The sequence below is a fragment of the Streptomyces sp. NPDC001056 genome, from assembly GCF_053598955.1.
Map to the genome: position 1 here is coordinate 117,489 of NZ_JBSFLI010000001.1, position 15,586 is coordinate 133,074.

Genomic DNA, 15,586 nt, shown 5'->3' on the forward strand with positions numbered 1-15,586 from the left:
AGGGAGCAGCCGCGGACGTCGCTCACCAGGGCCGCTTCCCGCGGCCACGACACCGCGCCCGCCACGCCCGGCGAGAGTTGAGGAACTCCGAGGGTCTGAGGGTACCCACGCGAAAGAGGCCGGTGCGGCCTCGTGCAGTAGTCTTCGTTCAGGGGGGTGTCATGTCCGCGTGGATCATGTTGGGCTCTGGCTGCTTCGTCGTAGTCCTGGGCGTGTTGACCTTGACCGGCAGCCGGGCAATCGCGGCGTCCGTGCGGTCGCCCAGGGCTGGTTGGGGTCGGATGGCGATGGGGAGTGCCTTCGTCCTGGACGGCGGAGCCAAACTCCTCGACTTGCCTTCCGGAGCGGGGATGGTCGTCTCCACCATTGCCCTGGGGCTCGTCGTGCTCGGCGCGGTGCTTCAGATCCGGACTGGAGTGTTCGCCAAGGCTCGGCATACCGGCGATGGAAATTGAGCAGCGCCCTCACTCCCCGGCCAGGACGACCGTCAAGTAGGCCACTGATGTCTGACACCAGCGGCTGACACCAACAGCCGCGAACACGGTCGGATTCCGGTGTACTCCAGCGGCCTGCGCCGAGCCGCTCGCCCAGCGAAATGCGGGGTCCGGATGGCACCGTGATCGACCTGACAAGGATGAGCACAGACCTCAAAGCCTGTGCACGGGGCCGTCGTCGCCACCGGGCCGGCGTCCGTCATCGGGGGTCTGCGGTCCCCCCGCCCGCTGGATTGCCGCCTTCCCCACCCGCGAACAGGACGCCGCCGTACACGCCGTCCGCTGATGTCATCAGGACTCGACCGAACAGACTCTGGCCTTGATGCCGATCAGCTCGCACCGGCTTCGTGAATTCCCGCGTGGTCTGTTCACCTTTCGCGGCTGCACCGTCGTGGCCGCCCGCGCCAGCCCCCTTCACCCGGCACTGCGCGAGGAACGAAGAGGACACCCCGGCGGCGCCTGCGCGGGGTGGCCTCTTTCATTTCCGGAGCGGCCAGCGTCCACAGCGTCCGCAACCCTTCCTCCCCTAAGAGCTGCTTTGACCTGCGGAAAAGCGCTCTTAGTAACTCGAAGTGACCGGACGCTGCGGACGCTGTCTTCCCTCAACTCTCCAGGTGATCCGCGACTGAGCACCAGGGTGCGGCGTTCCTTGCGGACGATCAGCCGCATGCCCGGCGGCCAGCCCTTCAGCACGTCGCCCGCGATCTCGGCGACCCACGCACCGTCCCGACCGGCGCCTCTGCTCGGTCCTACTCGGTCCGCAGCGCGGTGGCGGTCCGGGTCCGTGCCGCCCAGCCGGCCGGCGGCAGTGCGCCGAGCAGGGCGATCACGATCCCGCCGGCCAGCAGGGGGATGAGCAGCCCGGCGGTGTAGACGTGGGACACGCTCGGCGGCAGGTGCCGGCCGATCGCGTTCCCCATCGGGGTCAGCGTCGCCTTCTCCACCGCGACCCCGAGCGGGACCCCGATGAGCCCGGCGATCAGGCCGGTGAGGGACACCGAGGTCAGCACCATCGCAATGGTCTGCTTGGGCGTCATCCCGAGGGCCTTGAAGATCCCCAGATCATGAACCCGCTCCCGGGTGTCCTGCACCACCATGCTCAGCACCCCGAGCGCGGCGACCCCCATAATCATCAGCGCGAGCGTGGCCACCAGGGTGCCCATGGTGATCACCACGATGTTCTTGCCCTCGCCCGAGCTCGGCTGGACCGAGGCGTTCAGCGGGGTCAGCGCGGCGGCGGCTGAGGTGGACCAGTCCGATCCGCTGACGTTGCCGGCCAGCTCGACGTTGAACTGCTCGATGTGCGGGGCCAGACCGGCGGCGGTGAAGGTGGCCGCATCCGTCATGACCGTGTAGTCGCCCACGTTGGTGTCGAAGTTGATGCCGACGACCTTCAGCGGCAGTTGCTTGTTCTGCTGCACCACGGTGACGTTGTCACCGACGTGGATCCCCACCGTCGAGGCCAGCTTGTCGCCGACCACGGCCTCGCCGGGCGCTGAGAACCAGCGGCCGGACAGCAGCTCCAGGTTCGTCCAGGAGAAGTCGCCGGTGACCGTGAACACCCTCGGCGGTTCGCCGCCGGGCGGGGCGCCGACGATGGTCGCGCCGCTCTCGCCCCAGCCGAACGCGGCCTTCGTGCCCGGGGTACGGGCGAGCGCGGCGGCCACCTCGGCGGCGTCCAGGTGCGGCCTGCGCGGGTCGTTGGGGCCGTAGCGACCCCAGGGCACGCCTACGTCGGCTGTGGGTATCACAGACTCCGACGCGGCGTTGAAGCCTGAGGTACTGGTGTCCAGGTACTTGTTGAACCCGGTCCCCAGCCCCACCGCGAACGTGACGCTCACCACGCCGAACAGCACCGCCGCACCGACCAGTACGGCCCGGGCCGGCCGGGCGAAGGGCTGGGCCAGACCCAACGACATGGCCCGGGGCAGCGGCAGCCGCGAGGCAAGACGCTGCGCCGTCCGACCGCCCCCGGCCCTGGGGGCGCGGCCGGCCACCAGAGCCTGCACCGTCGGCATCCGGCCGGCCCGCAGTGCCGGGATCAAAGCCGTGATGCCGACGATCAGCAGGGTGCCCAGCGGCACCACGGCGCTGACCCACAACGGAATCGTGGTACTGGCCGCGCCGAGCTGCTTGGTGGCCTCGTCCAGGATCGGCACAGCCAGGAGATTGCCGGAAACCGTGCCGAGCACCACGCCGAGTGTCGCCGGGATCATGGCCTGCGCGATGTAGGCGCGGGCCACCTGCGAAGGGGTGAAGCCCAACGACTTCAGAATCCCGATGCGCCGGATTCCCGAGGCCACAGCCCCGCTGACCACGATCGCGATGATCAGCACCGACATGAACAGCCCGAGGATCCCGAAGCCGGTCAGGAACGGCACGAAGGACTTGGCGTTGCCGGTCGCCTGCTGCTCCGCGGTCAGGTACGACTGTGCGCCCTCGACCGAGCCGGCCGGCGCAGCGGCGGCCAGCGCGTGCTTGTCGGTGGTGATGTCGGCGTCGGTCCCGGCCTTGGCGAACCGGTAGAGCATCTGCACGTCGGACTTGGCACCGGCGGCGGTGAGCCGCGCGAAACCGTCGGCGGTGGCGAAGGCGGTCGCGCTGTCGGTCACCGAGCCGCCGAAGCCGACGACCTTGAACGACGGCTTGCCCGGCAGGGAGGAGAACACCACCGAATCGCCGAAGCAGACGGTGGCATAGTGCTGCCACGGCAGGGCGATCTCGCCCGGGCCGGCCGGCCAGCGCCCCTGGGTCAGCACGAGTTGGTCCATCCCGGAGGTGCTGCCCAGGCCGGGCCGGGTGGTTACGGTGATCGGACCGTTGTCGTGACCGGCGAAATCCTTCTTGGGGCAGTCCGTGCCGACGGTCGTGTCCAGGGCGGTGGCGATCGGGTACGGTCCGGCCGCCTCGGTGACGCCGGCGGCGTGCGCGGTGGCAGCGGCCTGCGCGGCCGTGGCCTTCGAGCCGTCGAACTGGACCGCCAGGTGCGCCCCGTTCCGAGCACTGAAGGCGTGGTCGAACGGGGCCTGCACGACGGCCAGCAGGCCGAGGGAGAGTACTGAGGACGTCACCGCGGCGAACGTCGTCAGGGCCATGACGATGGACTGGATCCGACGCCGGCCCACGCCGGAGCGTACGACCTTGCCGAGCGCGCTCACCGGCTCACCGCCGGCAACAGGCGGGCCACAGGCCGGAATCCGGCCTCGAAAAGGCGCCGGGGCATCGGCGGCTTGCGCAGTGTCATCCGACCGCTCCCGCCGGACGGGTCAGCGGCGTGCGGGCGGCCAGGCCGGCACCGCTGCCGTCGTTGACGACGTCCCGCTCGACCCCGCCGTCCACCAACTCGATCGTGCGGCGCGCGGTGCTCGCGGCCAACTGCACATCGTGGGTCACCAACAAGATGGTCTGGCCCTCGCTGTTCAGGTCCAGCAGCAGCCGGCGCACATCCTCGGCCGAGCTCGAGTCCAGCGCGCCGGTGGGCTCGTCGGCCAGCAGCAGCGCCGGCTTGTTCATCAGAGCCCTGGCCACCGCCACCCGCTGCCGTTGCCCGCCGGACAGCCGCTGTGGGTAGGCCTTGGCATGCCGGTCGATGCCCAGCGAGCCGAGCAGCTCGATGGCCCGCCGCTTCGCCTCACCCTTGCCCATCCCGGCCAGCTGCGCCGGAACCATGACGTTGTCCAACACGGTCAGGTCGTCGAGCAGATTGAAGAACTGGAAGATCATGCCGATCGAGGCCCGGCGGTACTTCGCCGAACCGGCCTCACCCAGCTGATCGACGCGGGTGCCGTTGACGGTCACGGTGCCACTGGAAGGCTTGTCCAGACCGGCGATCAGATTCAGCAGCGTGGACTTCCCGCTGCCGGAATGGCCGACGATCACCACGCAATCACCGGACGCCACGGACAAGGTCACACCGGCCAGCGCGGGCGGCCCGTCGTCGTACTTCTTTATCGCGTCCTGGAGAGCGATCATCGGCGGATTCGTCATGGCCATGAACCTAGGAACGGACCAGGATCCATCGCGTCGGCCGGCGGATGTCACCTCTCCCCAGGCCGTCGGCCCGGCGGTGTACCCCGCGTACATCCCCGGGGCGACGCGTGGAACCGACGCCGCTGAATACGATCTCCGGATGGAAGAGCTTCTCCAGCGTCTCTCGACATCGAAGCGCGTGACCTGGCTGATGTCACGGGCCGTGGTGCCGGCCACCGCCTGCTTCTACGCGATGCTGCTCCCCTGGACGATGCCGGCCCCTGAGGACGGCCTGTTCCGGTTCCCCGACCTTGAGCCCGTCCAGCTGCTGGGTCTGTACATCGCCCTCGCCCTTCCGGTTCTGCTGGTGCGCCGTCTGCCGGCGACCGTCTTCGCGGTGATCCTGGGCGAATCAGTCCTCGGCGATGCCTTCGGCGCGCGGCCCGTGATCGTGTTCGTCCTGCTCGTCGCCTTGGGCGGGTACCTCGCCGCCCGGCGGCCGAAGGCTGCCGCCGTCGGCTCCGTCGCGGGCGTCGCGGCCGCGTTCGTCAACGACATCCACGGCTACCCCGGGGAGACCGTCGGCGACGCGGCCCAGTGGACCGGGGGGATCGCGTTGTGGTTCGCGGTCGCCTGGGTCTTCGGGGGCGTGTATCGCAAACGCCGTGAATACCTCGAAGCCCTGCACGAGCAGAGGGCGGCCCGCGCCGTCATGGCCGAGCGGCTGCGGATCGCCCGTGAACTGCACGACAGCGTCGCGCACAGCATCGGGATCATCACGGTGCTGTCGGGAGCGGCGGCGCGGGTCGTGGAGACCAAGCCCGAGCAGACGCGGCAGGCGCTGACCGGCATCGAGTCCACCAGCCGCCAGACGCTGCTCGACCTGCAGCGCATGCTGGGGGCGCTCCGCCGCGCCGAGCCGGACGACTCCACGCCGGGGGCCGCTCCGCTGGCGCCGGCCGGCAGCCTGGCCGACATCCCGCAGCTCGCCGAACGCACGGCCGACGCCGGGGTGCGGGTCCAGGTGACCTGGCAGGGCGAGCGGCGTCCACTGCCGCCGGAGATCGAACTGTCGGCATTCCGGATCATCCAGGAGTCGGTGACCAACGTGGTGCGGCATTCCGGGGCGCGAATGTGCCGGGTCGCGGTCGGTTACGAGCCGGAAGGGGTGACGATCGAGGTGGTGGACGACGGGGACGACGGTCTCGGCGGGCCGGGCCGTCCGAGTCACTCCGCGGCCGGCGGGAGCGGCTTCGGCCTGCTCGGCATGCGCGAGCGAGTGACGTTGCTGTCCGGCCAGTTCAGCGCGGGCCGGCGTCCGGAGGGCGGATTCCGGGTGACGGCGAGCCTCCCGGCATGAGCGTGCGGGTGCTGCTGGCCGACGACCAACCCCTGATGCTGGTCGGGCTCCGGATCCTGATCGGCGACACCAACGACCTGGAGGTGGTCGGCGAGGCCGGCGACGGCCGTGAGGCGGTACGCCTGGTGCGTGAACTGCGGCCGGACGTCGTGGTGATGGACATCCGGATGCCGGGCATGGACGGGATCGAGGCTACCCGGCAGGCGACCGCCGAGCCGGACCCGCCCAAGGTGCTGGTGCTGACGACCTTCGACGACGACGAGTACGTCTACGGCGCACTGCGCGCCGGCGCCAGCGGATTCCTGCTCAAGAGCATGGCCCTGAACGCGATCCTGGACGCGATCCGCGTGGTGGCGGCCGGCGACGCGTTGCTCGCGCCGAGCGTCACCCGACGGCTGATCGCCGACTTCGCCGGAACCCCCGCCACCCCCGCGGCCCCCGAACCGGACACCGAGCCCGCCGCGGACCCGAGTCCCATCGCGGGGATCACCGACCGGGAGCGCGAGGTGCTGGCACTGGTCGGACAGGGACTGTCGAACACTGAGATAGCCGAGCGGCTGGTGATCAGCGCGGCGACGGCGAAGACCCATGTCGCGCGTCTGTTCGCCAAGCTCGAGGCGCGAGACCGCGTCCACCTGGCGATCATCGCCTTCGACACCGGGCTCGTGCCGCGTAGACGGTAGGGCAGGATGCTCCGCGGAGGTCACCTCGGGCAGCAGGCCGAGCGCGTCGTAGCCCGCTTCGATCGTGAACCGGCCGTCGGCGAGTTTGCCCCCGCACGGAAGTGGTTCGGCATAACCAACATGCTGAGACAGCACACTTAGGCCGGGCCGTCTGTGGGCCGTCCGAAGGCAACCAAGCACGACAGACGACGACAGCCGAGGACAGCTCTCCTCCAGCTCGGACGCGGCGCGTCGGGCGCCCGTGCAGGCGCCCGACCTCGAAGGCTAGTTGAGGAACTCCAGAGCTTGGGCGCAGGATGGCCGCCATGACCTCCACCGCGCGCCCCCTCCTCAACCGCAGGCTCGCCGAGTTCGGTACGACGATCTTCGCGGAGATGTCCGCCCTCGCCGTCGCCACCGGGTCGATCAACCTGGGCCAGGGCTTCCCCGACACCGACGGTCCCGAGGAGGTCAGGGAGGCGGCCGTGCGGGCGCTGCGCGACGGACGCGGCAACCAGTACCCGCCGGGCCCCGGCGTCCCCGAGCTGCGCACCGCGATCGCCGCGCACCAGGAACGCCGGTACGGGCTGTCGTACGACCCCGACACCGAGGTGCTGGTGACGGCGGGCGCCACCGAAGCCATCGCGGCCGCGCTGCTGGCACTGCTGGAGCCGGGCGACGAGGTGGTGGCCCTGGAGCCGTACTACGACTCCTACGCGGCGAGCATCGCGCTGGCGGGCGGCCGCCGGGTGCCGGTCACCCTGCGCCCGCACGAGGGCAGTTTCCGCCTCGACCTGGACGAGCTGCGCGCCGCCGTCACCGACCGGACCCGCCTCCTGCTGGTCAACACCCCGCACAACCCGACCGGCACGGTCCTCACCCGCGCCGAACTGGCCGCGATCGCCGACCTCGCGGTGGAGCGGGACCTGCTGGTGGTGACGGACGAGGTGTACGAGCACCTGGTGTTCGACGACGCCGAGCACCTGCCGCTCGCCACCTTCCCGGGGATGCGCGAGCGCACGGTGACCATCGGCTCGGCCGGCAAGACGTACTCCTTCACGGGCTGGAAGGTCGGCTGGGTTACCGGCGCCCCCGATCTCGTCGCCGCCGTCCGCTCGGCCAAGCAGTTCCTGACGTACGTCGCCTCCGGGCCCTTCCAGTACGCCGTGGCCGATGCCCTGCGCTTGCCCGACGCGTACTTCGACGAGTTCCGTGCGGACATGCGGGCCAAGCGGGACCTGCTCGCGGGCGGCCTGGAGCAGGCAGGCTTCAGGGTCTTCCGCCCGAGCGGCACGTATTTCATCACCACCGACATCCGCCCCCTCGGCGAAAGCGACGGCTTCACCTTCTGTCGCGCCCTGCCGGAACGGGCCGGGGTCGTCGCCATCCCGAACGCGGTCTTCTACGACCATCAAGAGGCGGGCGCCTCCTACGTCAGGTTCGCGTTCTGCAAACGCACCGAGGTACTGGCGGACGCGGCGGAACGGCTCCGCAAGGCGTTCGCGCACTGACCGCCGCTCAACGGGGCCAGTCGTCCTTGGCGCGGCCGTCCTCCGACTCCGGTCGGCCCGCCACCTGCACCGCAAGAGCCCATCGCAACCCGCGCCCCGGTTCGCCTCGCCTTCCGCACGGGCGAAACACCGGAGGCTATTCGGTGTCCTTCGGGTGTCGCGGGGAGGCGTACACAAGGATCACAGTCGAGGTGTCCGGGCTGACCAGGTAGCGGACCCGGCCGGCGCTGGTGATCTCGTACTCCCACTGCTCCAGCTCGGAGCCCTTCCATTCCCTGGTGGCGTGCCTGCCGCGGAGCTGGTGCTGACGGTTCCAGTTGGCCCGCGACAGCGGGTCTGCGCGAAGGGCTTCCAGGCAGCGATGCGCGTTCGGCAACGCCACCCGGCACAGCTCCTCCCAACCGGTCGCGGCTTCCGTCGTGCCGTAAATGACGTTCCAGCCGCTCAGCGGAGGAACACTGACCCGATCGCCTTTCTTCGGGCTCACTCGTGCACCTCGACGGGGCCGAGGTCGACGTCACCGAGCGGACGGAGCGCTTCCCTGAGCTGGTCAGGATCGGCGTTAATGCGGGCAGTGGCCCGCCACGAGACGATCGCCCGGTGCACAGCCTCCCTGGCGCCCAGTTCAGCAGCGTCGGACAGCGCTTCCAGAAGCTCGACAGTGAATTCCCGGACTTCCTCCGCGTCCAGATGGCGCACCCACGGGAACACCTCGGGCAGCGCGAGCAAAAGCGACTTGGCACCGTCGTCCTGCTTCAACAGTGCGAGGAACAGCCGGGACGCCGTGGTCAGGTTTTCCTCAGCGCGCTCTGCATATATGGCCGTTGTCAACACCATGTCGGGCGCGTCTCGGTGCGTGACACGCAGACATCCCAGAGCGGCGGCCCTGGCCGCGACAGCCTTCGGGTTCCGCGACAGATCGGTGAACGAGACGGACTCCGATTCGAATGCCAAGGGCGCGATGCTCATACTCAGACTGTACTCTGATTGTGTTCTGATTTCTAGCGCGCGACGTGGATAGCAGCTGAAAGCCCCACTCCTGCGACAGGACCCGCTCACTCCGACGCTGCTGCTGCTGCAACGAGTTCACCGGGGGGAACCGACCCGGCCCGACGCGGAGCCAGGAAACAAGCGAAGAGTCATACCGGCCCCGGAGGATACGAACCCGAGCTGGGCTCTACGCGGAAGACGATGTGCGGGCAGTAGCCCTCCTCGGCCAGCCAGGCACGGGCCCGGCCGCGCTGCCGCTCGTCGCAGAACCGGTTATAGCGGCTCCAGGAGCGCTCGTGAACAGCGAGGACGTCCTTGAAGCGCCGGAAGGCGCCCCGCCCGCCGATGGCGATCCGCAGCCGGTCGGCAAGACCGGCGTCCTCCACCTCCTCGATGAACAGCTCCATGTCCCGGTAACCGGCCCTGGACCCCAGAGGCGGCACGTACAGCCATCGCTCCGGATCGTCGTCCTCCTCGGTCTCGGGCCCAGGCCCCAGCTCATCGGTGAACGCGGGCCGGCACTCCCCGGTGGACAGATCGATCCGGCCACCGGACTCGGCCGGGTCACCCTCCAGCAGCATGGCGAGCAGCTCCAGATCGACCGCGAGCGGACGCAGGAGGGGGATCGCCGCGTCTCCCGTGGCCGCGCACAACCGGTCCGCCAGCTCCCCATCGCCCCGGAAGCCACGCTCCTGGAGCGCGCCGAGAAACAAGGCCGCCATCTCCGCAGCATCCGGCAGGCCCTGCGCCGCGGCCCCGGCCACACCGTCGCCGGCCAGCTGGAGCACCTCACGCTCGGGTCCACGACGCAACGCCGCCAGCAGCGCCACCCCGTCCCGCGCGTGGAGCGCGCCACGCAGGGCCCGCAGTCCGTCCTCGCCCCATCCCTCAACCACGACCCCGACGGTAACGCGCCACCAAGACATACGACGCCGGGGCCCATCGGTTTCCCGACGCCCGGCTCCGTGCCGGTGTCGGCGCACCCGACGTCTCGGGGCCAGGCGGAGTCGCCCGGTCAGCGGCGCCGCTTGCGGCCGCTCTTACCTGAGGGGCGCCGAACCTTCCGGGTGCGGCCGATGCGGGCGCCGTGGGTACCCAGTGCCCGTGCCGCCAGCTGCCTGAGCTCGTCGAGTGCGGCCCGGTCCGGGTGCGTGGAGTCCAACGCGGCGGCAACCGCGTCCCTGGCCTGGGGGCCCTGGGCACGCAGCGTCTTCTCGGCGCTGTCCCCGCCGCCCGCCAGTTCCACGAGCTGAAGCAGGCTCTCGGCGAGCACCAGCAGATGCTCGGCATCGGTCATGTCCTCCGGGGACAGCAACTCACGGTGCGCCAGCGCGTTCAGCGCCAGCGGCGCCAGTTGTGTGTCTCGCCGCAGCGTGCGCAGCAGCCGCTCGCCCTCACCGTCCGGCAACGCCGCCAGCAGCACATCGAGCATGGCCTGCGCTCGCGTGCGGAAGGTCATGGTCCTTACGGCGTCGGTCAGTTGCCGCAGGGCACCTTCCCGCCCGCCGCGTGCCGTGATCCAGCCGGCCAGCTCCGTGCGGGCGGCATCCGGGTCGTAGTCCTCGGCCAGCACCCCCAGCAGGCCGGCCGCCGGCGCCTGGGCCAGTTCACCCACCAGCGGTGCATCCCTGCCGACCGCCAGCAGCCGCTGTCGTACGGCCCGGGTACCGAGCTCGGTGAGACGGATGAGTTCGACCGGCCCGGCGGTCAGCTCCTCCCGCCGGGCATCGACACGCTCCCGCGCCGCCGGGTCCGTTGCCGCCCCCGCGACGCCCAGCAGCTCCGCGAGCTCCGGCGGCATGCCCGCGGGCAGCTCGGGTCCGGAATCGGAGAGGTCGACGTCCAGGAACACCGGGTCGGCCATCCCGCGGTCACGCTGGATCGCGCCCAGGTCGTCCAGCAGATCGAGTACCGTGCGCAGGTCCCGGTCGGCGTGCTCGAACCACATCCGGTGCCGGAGATCCGACCCACCGTCCAGCTGGAAGCGGGCCCGATAGGCCAGGTGTACGGAGTCACGCAGCCGCGGCCACGGCATCGGGTACGGCAGGCTGTAGAGCGTGTTCAACACATCATCCAGGATGTCCTCGTAGACGTCGAAGAGCATCGACTCCACGTGCCAGCCGCTCCGCGGGCCGATCAGGGCCTGCCGCAGCTCGAAGCACGCGTCGAAGGCGCGCAGCCACAGCTGCAGCGGGTCGGCCAGTACCGGCCGCGCCTTGGCCACCGCGTACAGACGCCCCTTGGCCACCCGGACCAGCCGCGCCTTCTTCGCCCACTCCACCAGCAGGCCCAGCCGCAGCAGGTCGGCCGAAGAGCGCACCCCTTCGGCCTTGTCGCCGGTGTCCAGTACATCCACCAGCTCACGGGCATCTGCCATCCGCAGCCGCCCCGCCGCCGTCACCGCGCGGCCGTCGCGTCCCGCCCACTCGGCGAGTCCCCGCAACTGCGCGAGAATCGCCAGTGCCTCGGCCCGTCGACGCAGCTCGCCGTCCGGGGGGAGCACCACAGGCAGCTGCGGCTCGGCCCGCGCGACACCGTGCAGTGTGTTGCCGGTCAGCCGCCGCTCCATGATCGTATCGAGGACCCGCTGGTCGTAGACGACCTCACCACGCTGCGCCCGCTCCGCGAAGCGCTGCAACGCCGCCCCGTCCAGGACGTCCACGCCCTGCTCGGCGGCTGTCATGGCCCAGAACTTCGCCATCCCCCAGCGGGTGTGGTCCGCCATCGCCGCCGGATACTGCCCCGCCGTCGCGTCGACCGCCGCGAGGGAGTCCTCAAGGGCGGGGCCGCGCGGGTCCGCCAACTGCGTGGCGTGCAGATAGCGCAGCAGCGTGCGCAGTGTGCCCGGGGCGTCGGCGTGCTCCTCCCCGGGACCTTCGGTGACCTGCTCGGGAAGCCAGGAGAGGAGCAGTTCCTCCACGTGGCGCGACTCCCACAGTCCCAGTCGGCCGTCGACAGTCGCCCGGTGCCGGTAGTCCAGCGCCATCTCAGCCGTGAACCCGTCCACCGGCAGCGCCTGCTCCCCGGCCCACCTGACGAGGCGGTCGACCAGCAGCCCGCACGCCGCCTCGAACTCTTCCTCGGCCTCGGGTTCGAACCGCGTCCGCATGAAATTCGCCCACCCTGTCAGCAGCAGTCCTTGCCGCCCCACGCTATCGCCCCTCCGGGGCCGGCAACTCGGCTGAGGGCGAGCAGCCTGCTACCGCAAGGGTCGTACATGGTGGTTGTCACCCCCAGGCGACCGCGGCATTGAACCTCCGTGCGAGGAACCGGGCTTCGCCGCACGGACTCATCGCAACGGACCGGCCGCACCGGGAGTCCTCGTCAGCGGGCGTCCGCCTCGGGCTCCGGGCACGAGAGTTCGTCGAGGGTGTAGACATCGGAGGCTGTCTTCGCATGGCGTCCGAGGGACACGATCGTGTCGTACTGCATCGACTTGATCGTGCTTGAGTGCTCGAAGCTCCGCGGAGTCGTGATCAGCTTTCCGTCGGCCCCGAACAGGACCGTTTACCCCTTGGGGAACTCGGTGTGCACGATCACGTCGACGCTCATGGACGGCTCCTTCCCGCGTGTGGTCAGGATGCGACGGACAGTGCCGCGTCACCGAGCCAACGGTGCGGCCCCATACCGGTCCGGGCAGGTTGTGTGGCCGGCTCACCAGCGGTGCCGAAGATCCGCAGCGGGGTCTGTCGCACGACAGACAAATAGGTTGGCCAACGAGGAGTGGCCTGGGTGACCGCCGCGCCCGCCCTGGTCAGCGCGGTCCGCGCGGCCAAGCAGTTCCTCACCTACGTCTCCTCCGGCCCCTTCCAGTACGCGGTCGCCGAGGCCCTCGCCCTGCCCGACTCCTACTACGACGCGTTCCGCCGCTCCACGCGGGAGCGCCGGGACATCCTGTCGGCCGGCCTCGCGGCGGCCGGCTTCGAGGTGTTCCGCCCCGCCGGCACCTACTTCGTCACCACCGACATCCGCCCCCTCGGCGAGAAGGACGGCTTCGCCTTCTGCCGCGCCCTGCCCGAACGCGCCGGCGTGGTGGCCATCCCCAACGCCGTCTTCTACGACGACCGCGAGGCGGGCGCCCCGTTCGTGCGCTTCGCGTTCTGCAAGCGCGAGGACGTGCTGCGCGAGGCGGCGGAGCGCTTGCGGGCCATGTGAGGGACGGTTCGCCGCCGGTTGGCCGTGCCCTGCTCGCATCCGGGGGCGGATCCTTGCACAGTGCGGAGGTGTGACCCATGCCGGCACCGTTCTCGCTCCGCCCGTCACCGCACCCGGACCCGCGCCCGGGGAGCGCGCCCGCGCCTCCCTGCTCCGGGCGAGCGGCGTCGCCGTAGGACTGTTCCTCGGCGCGCGGCTCGCCGGCGCGCTCGTCCTCACCCTGCTCTCCGGAGCCGCCGGGCGGCCCGTCCTCGCCCTGCTGGGCCGCTCCTGGGACTCCGTCTGGTACCTGGGCATCGCGGCGCACGGGTACGGCCATGCCCTGGGCCGGCACGGCTACAGCGATCTGGCGTTCTTCCCGCTGTATCCGGCGCTGGTGCGGGCGGTGCGCGAGGTGAGCACGCTCGGCGGGGGCGCGGCCGGGCTGCTGGTGTCCTGGACGGCGGCGCTGGTGGCCGCGGCGGGCCTGTACGCGGTGGGGTCGCTGCTGTACGGACGGGCCGTGGGCCTCGCGCTGGTGCTGCTGTGGGGGCTGCTGCCGCACTCGGTGGTGCTGTCGATGGCGTACACCGAGCCGGTGCTCGCCGCGTGCGCCGCCTGGTCGCTGTACGCGGCGCTGACCGGGCGCTGGCTGTGGGCGGGGACGCTGGCGGCGTTCGCCGGGCTCGCGCGGCCGAACGGGTTCGCGGTGGCCGCCGCCGTGCTCGCCGCGGCCGGCTGCGAGGTGTGGCGGCGGCGCGGCCGGGTTTCCCACAGGCTGTGGACGGGCGCGGCGCTCGCCCCCCTCGGCTGGACCGCGTTCCTGCTGTGGGTCGGGTACCGCCGGGGCGATCTGCTGGGCGGCTACTTCGACGTGCAGGCGCGCTGGGGCTCGCGTTTCGACCTCGGGCGCGACTCGCTGCGCTTCGTGCGCACCCTGCTGCTGCACGGCGGCCGGGTGGTGTTCCCGATCGCGCTGCTGCTGGTGGCCGTGGGCGTGGTGCTGTTCGTGCTGCTGGTCCTGGACCGGCCGCCGCTGCCGCTGCTGGTCTACAGCGGGGTGCTGCTGCTGGTCGTGCTCGGCGGATCGGGCATCTTCGAGTCCAAGCCGCGCTTCCTGCTCCCGGCCTTCCCGCTGCTGCTGCCGCCGGCCCGCGCGCTGGTGCGCACGGCGAAAGCCCGGCCCTGGCACGCGGCCGTGGTGGTCGCGGCCCTGGCCGGGCTGTCGTACCTCTACGGCGCGTACCTGCTGGTGCTGGGGCACGCGCCGCTGTAGCGGACTCGGCGGGGTTACTCCCCGGAGTCGGGCTCGGCGTCGGAGCCGGCCTCGCCGTCCTCCGGCTTCTCGGCCCCGTCGACCTCCTGCTCCAGGCCCAGCTGCTCGACCAGCCACTTGTCGAACTCGATCGCGGCCCGCACCCAGCTGACCGTCGAGGAGACGAAGTGGTTGATGTCGACGCCGGTGCCGATCAGCATCTGGGCCTCGCCGATGAGGCGGACCGTGCCGTCGTCGTGGGTGTGGGTGTAGACCTTGGGCCACAGGGTGCGGCGGTTCCAGTCGTCCACCGACTCGAGGAGCTGGGCCTTGTCCTCGATCTGGTGCGGACGGTCGTAGAAGGTCCGCACCGAGAAGACCTGGTGCTCGGCCTCCCCGCGGAACATGAAGTAGGTGCGGAACTGCTCCCAGGGGGCCGCGAGGTCACCCTCCTCGTCGACGACGTACTTCAGCTCCATCTGCTCCAGGAGCTGCTTCACGAGGTCCTGGTCCGGGAGGACGGGGCCGGCCGGTCCCTGGGGCTGCGGCTCGGGCTGGCCCCCGAAGTTCGGAATCGAGGACGGGTCGATGCTCACCGTGTGTTTTTCCCTTCGTACGGATCCCGCCATCCTCCACCATGCGGGGAGGGGGGTGGCAAGCCCTGACGGGGCCTGTCAGTCTTTGGCTGACATGATCCGCTGCCTGGGCGGCGGACCGGTGAACGGACGGGGACGGGCGTGGCGGCACGGGGACGGACCGGATGGTGGCTGCTCGCGGCGGTCCTGGCGGTCCCCGCGCTGGTGCTGGTCTGGGTGGTCGTGACGGTGGTCCGGGCCGCGACCTCGGACTATCCGCTGGGCGGGGCGCCGGAGAAGGTGTCGTGCGCGCAGGCGCTGACGTTCGGCGGCGGGAAGCTGCCGAAGAAGGCGTACGACACGCGGTGCACCGTGCAGAGCTGGATGGACACGACGTATGACGCCGAGTTCCGGATGCCCCGTACGGACGTACGCGCGTGGCTGTCGGACACCTATCCGTACGGCCCGAAGCCCGGCACCGACCTGTGCGACCCCGGCGCCGACCTCTGCGTGAACATGGACTCGGCCGAGGCACCGCCGCCCCCGGGCGCCTACGCCGACGCGGTGACGGTGAACATCACGTACGAGGGCCCGGACCGGGCCCTCGTACGCTTCGCGGCCTTCACCGAGTGAGCG

Annotated in this window: 13 protein-coding genes and 1 pseudogene; 7 read left to right on the forward strand and 7 right to left on the reverse strand. The window is 70.8% G+C overall.

Features of this window, described 5'->3' with window-relative positions:
- Positions 1-161: 161 nt before the first annotated feature.
- Positions 162-455 (forward strand): hypothetical protein, encoded by a 294-nt coding sequence (locus tag ACWDD7_RS00540; protein WP_450455420.1) that lies wholly within the window; start codon positions 162-164, stop codon positions 453-455.
- Positions 456-1,243: 788 nt separating this feature from the next.
- On the opposite strand, the gene ACWDD7_RS00545 is transcribed toward ACWDD7_RS00540, so the two are convergent.
- Together ACWDD7_RS00545 and ACWDD7_RS00550 are read right to left on the reverse strand one after the other, a co-directional pair.
- Entirely contained in the window at positions 1,244-3,652 is a 2,409-nt protein-coding gene (locus ACWDD7_RS00545; protein ID WP_450455422.1) for an ABC transporter permease, read from the reverse strand.
- An 82-nt stretch (positions 3,653-3,734) separates the two neighbouring features.
- Complete coding sequence (locus ACWDD7_RS00550) at positions 3,735-4,481, reverse strand: ABC transporter ATP-binding protein (RefSeq protein WP_450455424.1); 747 nt, start codon at positions 4,479-4,481, stop codon at positions 3,735-3,737.
- A 142-nt stretch (positions 4,482-4,623) separates the two neighbouring features.
- Here ACWDD7_RS00550 and ACWDD7_RS00555 point away from each other — a divergent pair, with 142 nt between their 5' ends.
- The 3 genes from ACWDD7_RS00555 to ACWDD7_RS00565 all read left to right on the forward strand — a co-directional run bounded on the left by ACWDD7_RS00555 (position 4,624) and on the right by ACWDD7_RS00565 (position 7,996).
- The gene (locus ACWDD7_RS00555) at positions 4,624-5,823 is read left to right on the forward strand and encodes a sensor histidine kinase (protein WP_450455426.1); all 1,200 of its coding nucleotides are present in this window, start codon (positions 4,624-4,626) and stop codon (positions 5,821-5,823) included.
- Positions 5,820-6,506, forward strand: a complete 687-nt coding sequence (locus ACWDD7_RS00560; RefSeq protein WP_450455428.1) for a response regulator — start codon at positions 5,820-5,822, stop codon at positions 6,504-6,506. The genes ACWDD7_RS00555 and ACWDD7_RS00560 overlap by 4 nt, the downstream gene beginning before the upstream one ends.
- A 296-nt stretch (positions 6,507-6,802) precedes the next feature.
- Positions 6,803-7,996 carry a pyridoxal phosphate-dependent aminotransferase gene (locus ACWDD7_RS00565; protein WP_450455430.1) on the forward strand — a complete coding sequence of 398 codons (1,194 nt, stop codon included), beginning with the start codon at positions 6,803-6,805 and terminating at the stop codon, positions 7,994-7,996.
- Between the two features lie 136 nt (positions 7,997-8,132).
- Here the strand turns inward: ACWDD7_RS00565 and ACWDD7_RS00570 are convergent, their stop codons facing one another.
- The 4 genes from ACWDD7_RS00570 to ACWDD7_RS00585 all read right to left on the reverse strand — a co-directional run bounded on the left by ACWDD7_RS00570 (position 8,133) and on the right by ACWDD7_RS00585 (position 12,095).
- Positions 8,133-8,483 carry a hypothetical protein gene (locus ACWDD7_RS00570; protein WP_450455432.1) on the reverse strand — a complete coding sequence of 117 codons (351 nt, stop codon included), beginning with the start codon at positions 8,481-8,483 and terminating at the stop codon, positions 8,133-8,135.
- Entirely contained in the window at positions 8,480-8,965 is a 486-nt protein-coding gene (locus ACWDD7_RS00575) for a hypothetical protein (RefSeq protein WP_061927666.1), read from the reverse strand. The genes ACWDD7_RS00570 and ACWDD7_RS00575 overlap by 4 nt, the downstream gene beginning before the upstream one ends.
- Before the next feature lie 170 nt (positions 8,966-9,135).
- Complete coding sequence (locus tag ACWDD7_RS00580) at positions 9,136-9,882, reverse strand: UPF0158 family protein (protein WP_450455434.1); 747 nt, start codon at positions 9,880-9,882, stop codon at positions 9,136-9,138.
- A 119-nt stretch (positions 9,883-10,001) separates the two neighbouring features.
- Positions 10,002-12,095, reverse strand: coding sequence for a hypothetical protein (locus ACWDD7_RS00585; RefSeq protein WP_450455436.1), 2,094 nt, complete (start codon positions 12,093-12,095; stop codon positions 10,002-10,004).
- A gap of 614 nt (positions 12,096-12,709) precedes the next feature.
- On the opposite strand from ACWDD7_RS00585, the pseudogene ACWDD7_RS00590 reads away from it, so the two are divergent.
- Together ACWDD7_RS00590 and ACWDD7_RS00595 are read left to right on the forward strand one after the other, a co-directional pair.
- Positions 12,710-13,141, forward strand: a pseudogene (locus tag ACWDD7_RS00590) (aminotransferase class I/II-fold pyridoxal phosphate-dependent enzyme); the annotation flags it as partial.
- A 70-nt stretch (positions 13,142-13,211) separates the two neighbouring features.
- Positions 13,212-14,396 (forward strand): hypothetical protein, encoded by a 1,185-nt coding sequence (locus ACWDD7_RS00595; RefSeq protein ID WP_450455438.1) that lies wholly within the window; start codon positions 13,212-13,214, stop codon positions 14,394-14,396.
- A 14-nt stretch (positions 14,397-14,410) separates the two neighbouring features.
- On the opposite strand, the gene ACWDD7_RS00600 is transcribed toward ACWDD7_RS00595, so the two are convergent.
- Complete coding sequence (locus tag ACWDD7_RS00600) at positions 14,411-14,971, reverse strand: YbjN domain-containing protein (protein ID WP_351868966.1); 561 nt, start codon at positions 14,969-14,971, stop codon at positions 14,411-14,413.
- A 141-nt stretch (positions 14,972-15,112) separates the two neighbouring features.
- Between ACWDD7_RS00600 and ACWDD7_RS00605 the strand changes: the two genes are divergently transcribed.
- A complete protein-coding gene (locus ACWDD7_RS00605; protein ID WP_450455440.1) occupies positions 15,113-15,583 on the forward strand; it encodes a hypothetical protein in 471 nt (156 codons plus the stop codon).
- The last annotated feature ends 3 nt before the right edge of the window (positions 15,584-15,586 follow it).

Excerpts from the sequence above, each read along its gene's own strand:
- ACWDD7_RS00575 (WP_061927666.1), bottom strand. The coding sequence starts at position 8,965 with ATGAGCATCGCGCCCTTGGCATTCGAATCGGAGTCCGTCTCGTTCACC.
- ACWDD7_RS00550 (WP_450455424.1), bottom strand. The coding sequence starts at position 4,481 with ATGACGAATCCGCCGATGATCGCTCTCCAGGACGCGATAAAGAAGTAC.
- ACWDD7_RS00560 (WP_450455428.1), top strand. The coding sequence starts at position 5,820 with ATGAGCGTGCGGGTGCTGCTGGCCGACGACCAACCCCTGATGCTGGTC.
- ACWDD7_RS00540 (WP_450455420.1), top strand. The coding sequence starts at position 162 with ATGTCCGCGTGGATCATGTTGGGCTCTGGCTGCTTCGTCGTAGTCCTG.
- ACWDD7_RS00585 (WP_450455436.1), bottom strand. The coding sequence starts at position 12,095 with ATGCGGACGCGGTTCGAACCCGAGGCCGAGGAAGAGTTCGAGGCGGCG.
- ACWDD7_RS00555 (WP_450455426.1), top strand. The coding sequence starts at position 4,624 with ATGGAAGAGCTTCTCCAGCGTCTCTCGACATCGAAGCGCGTGACCTGG.
- ACWDD7_RS00565 (WP_450455430.1), top strand. The coding sequence starts at position 6,803 with ATGGCCGCCATGACCTCCACCGCGCGCCCCCTCCTCAACCGCAGGCTC.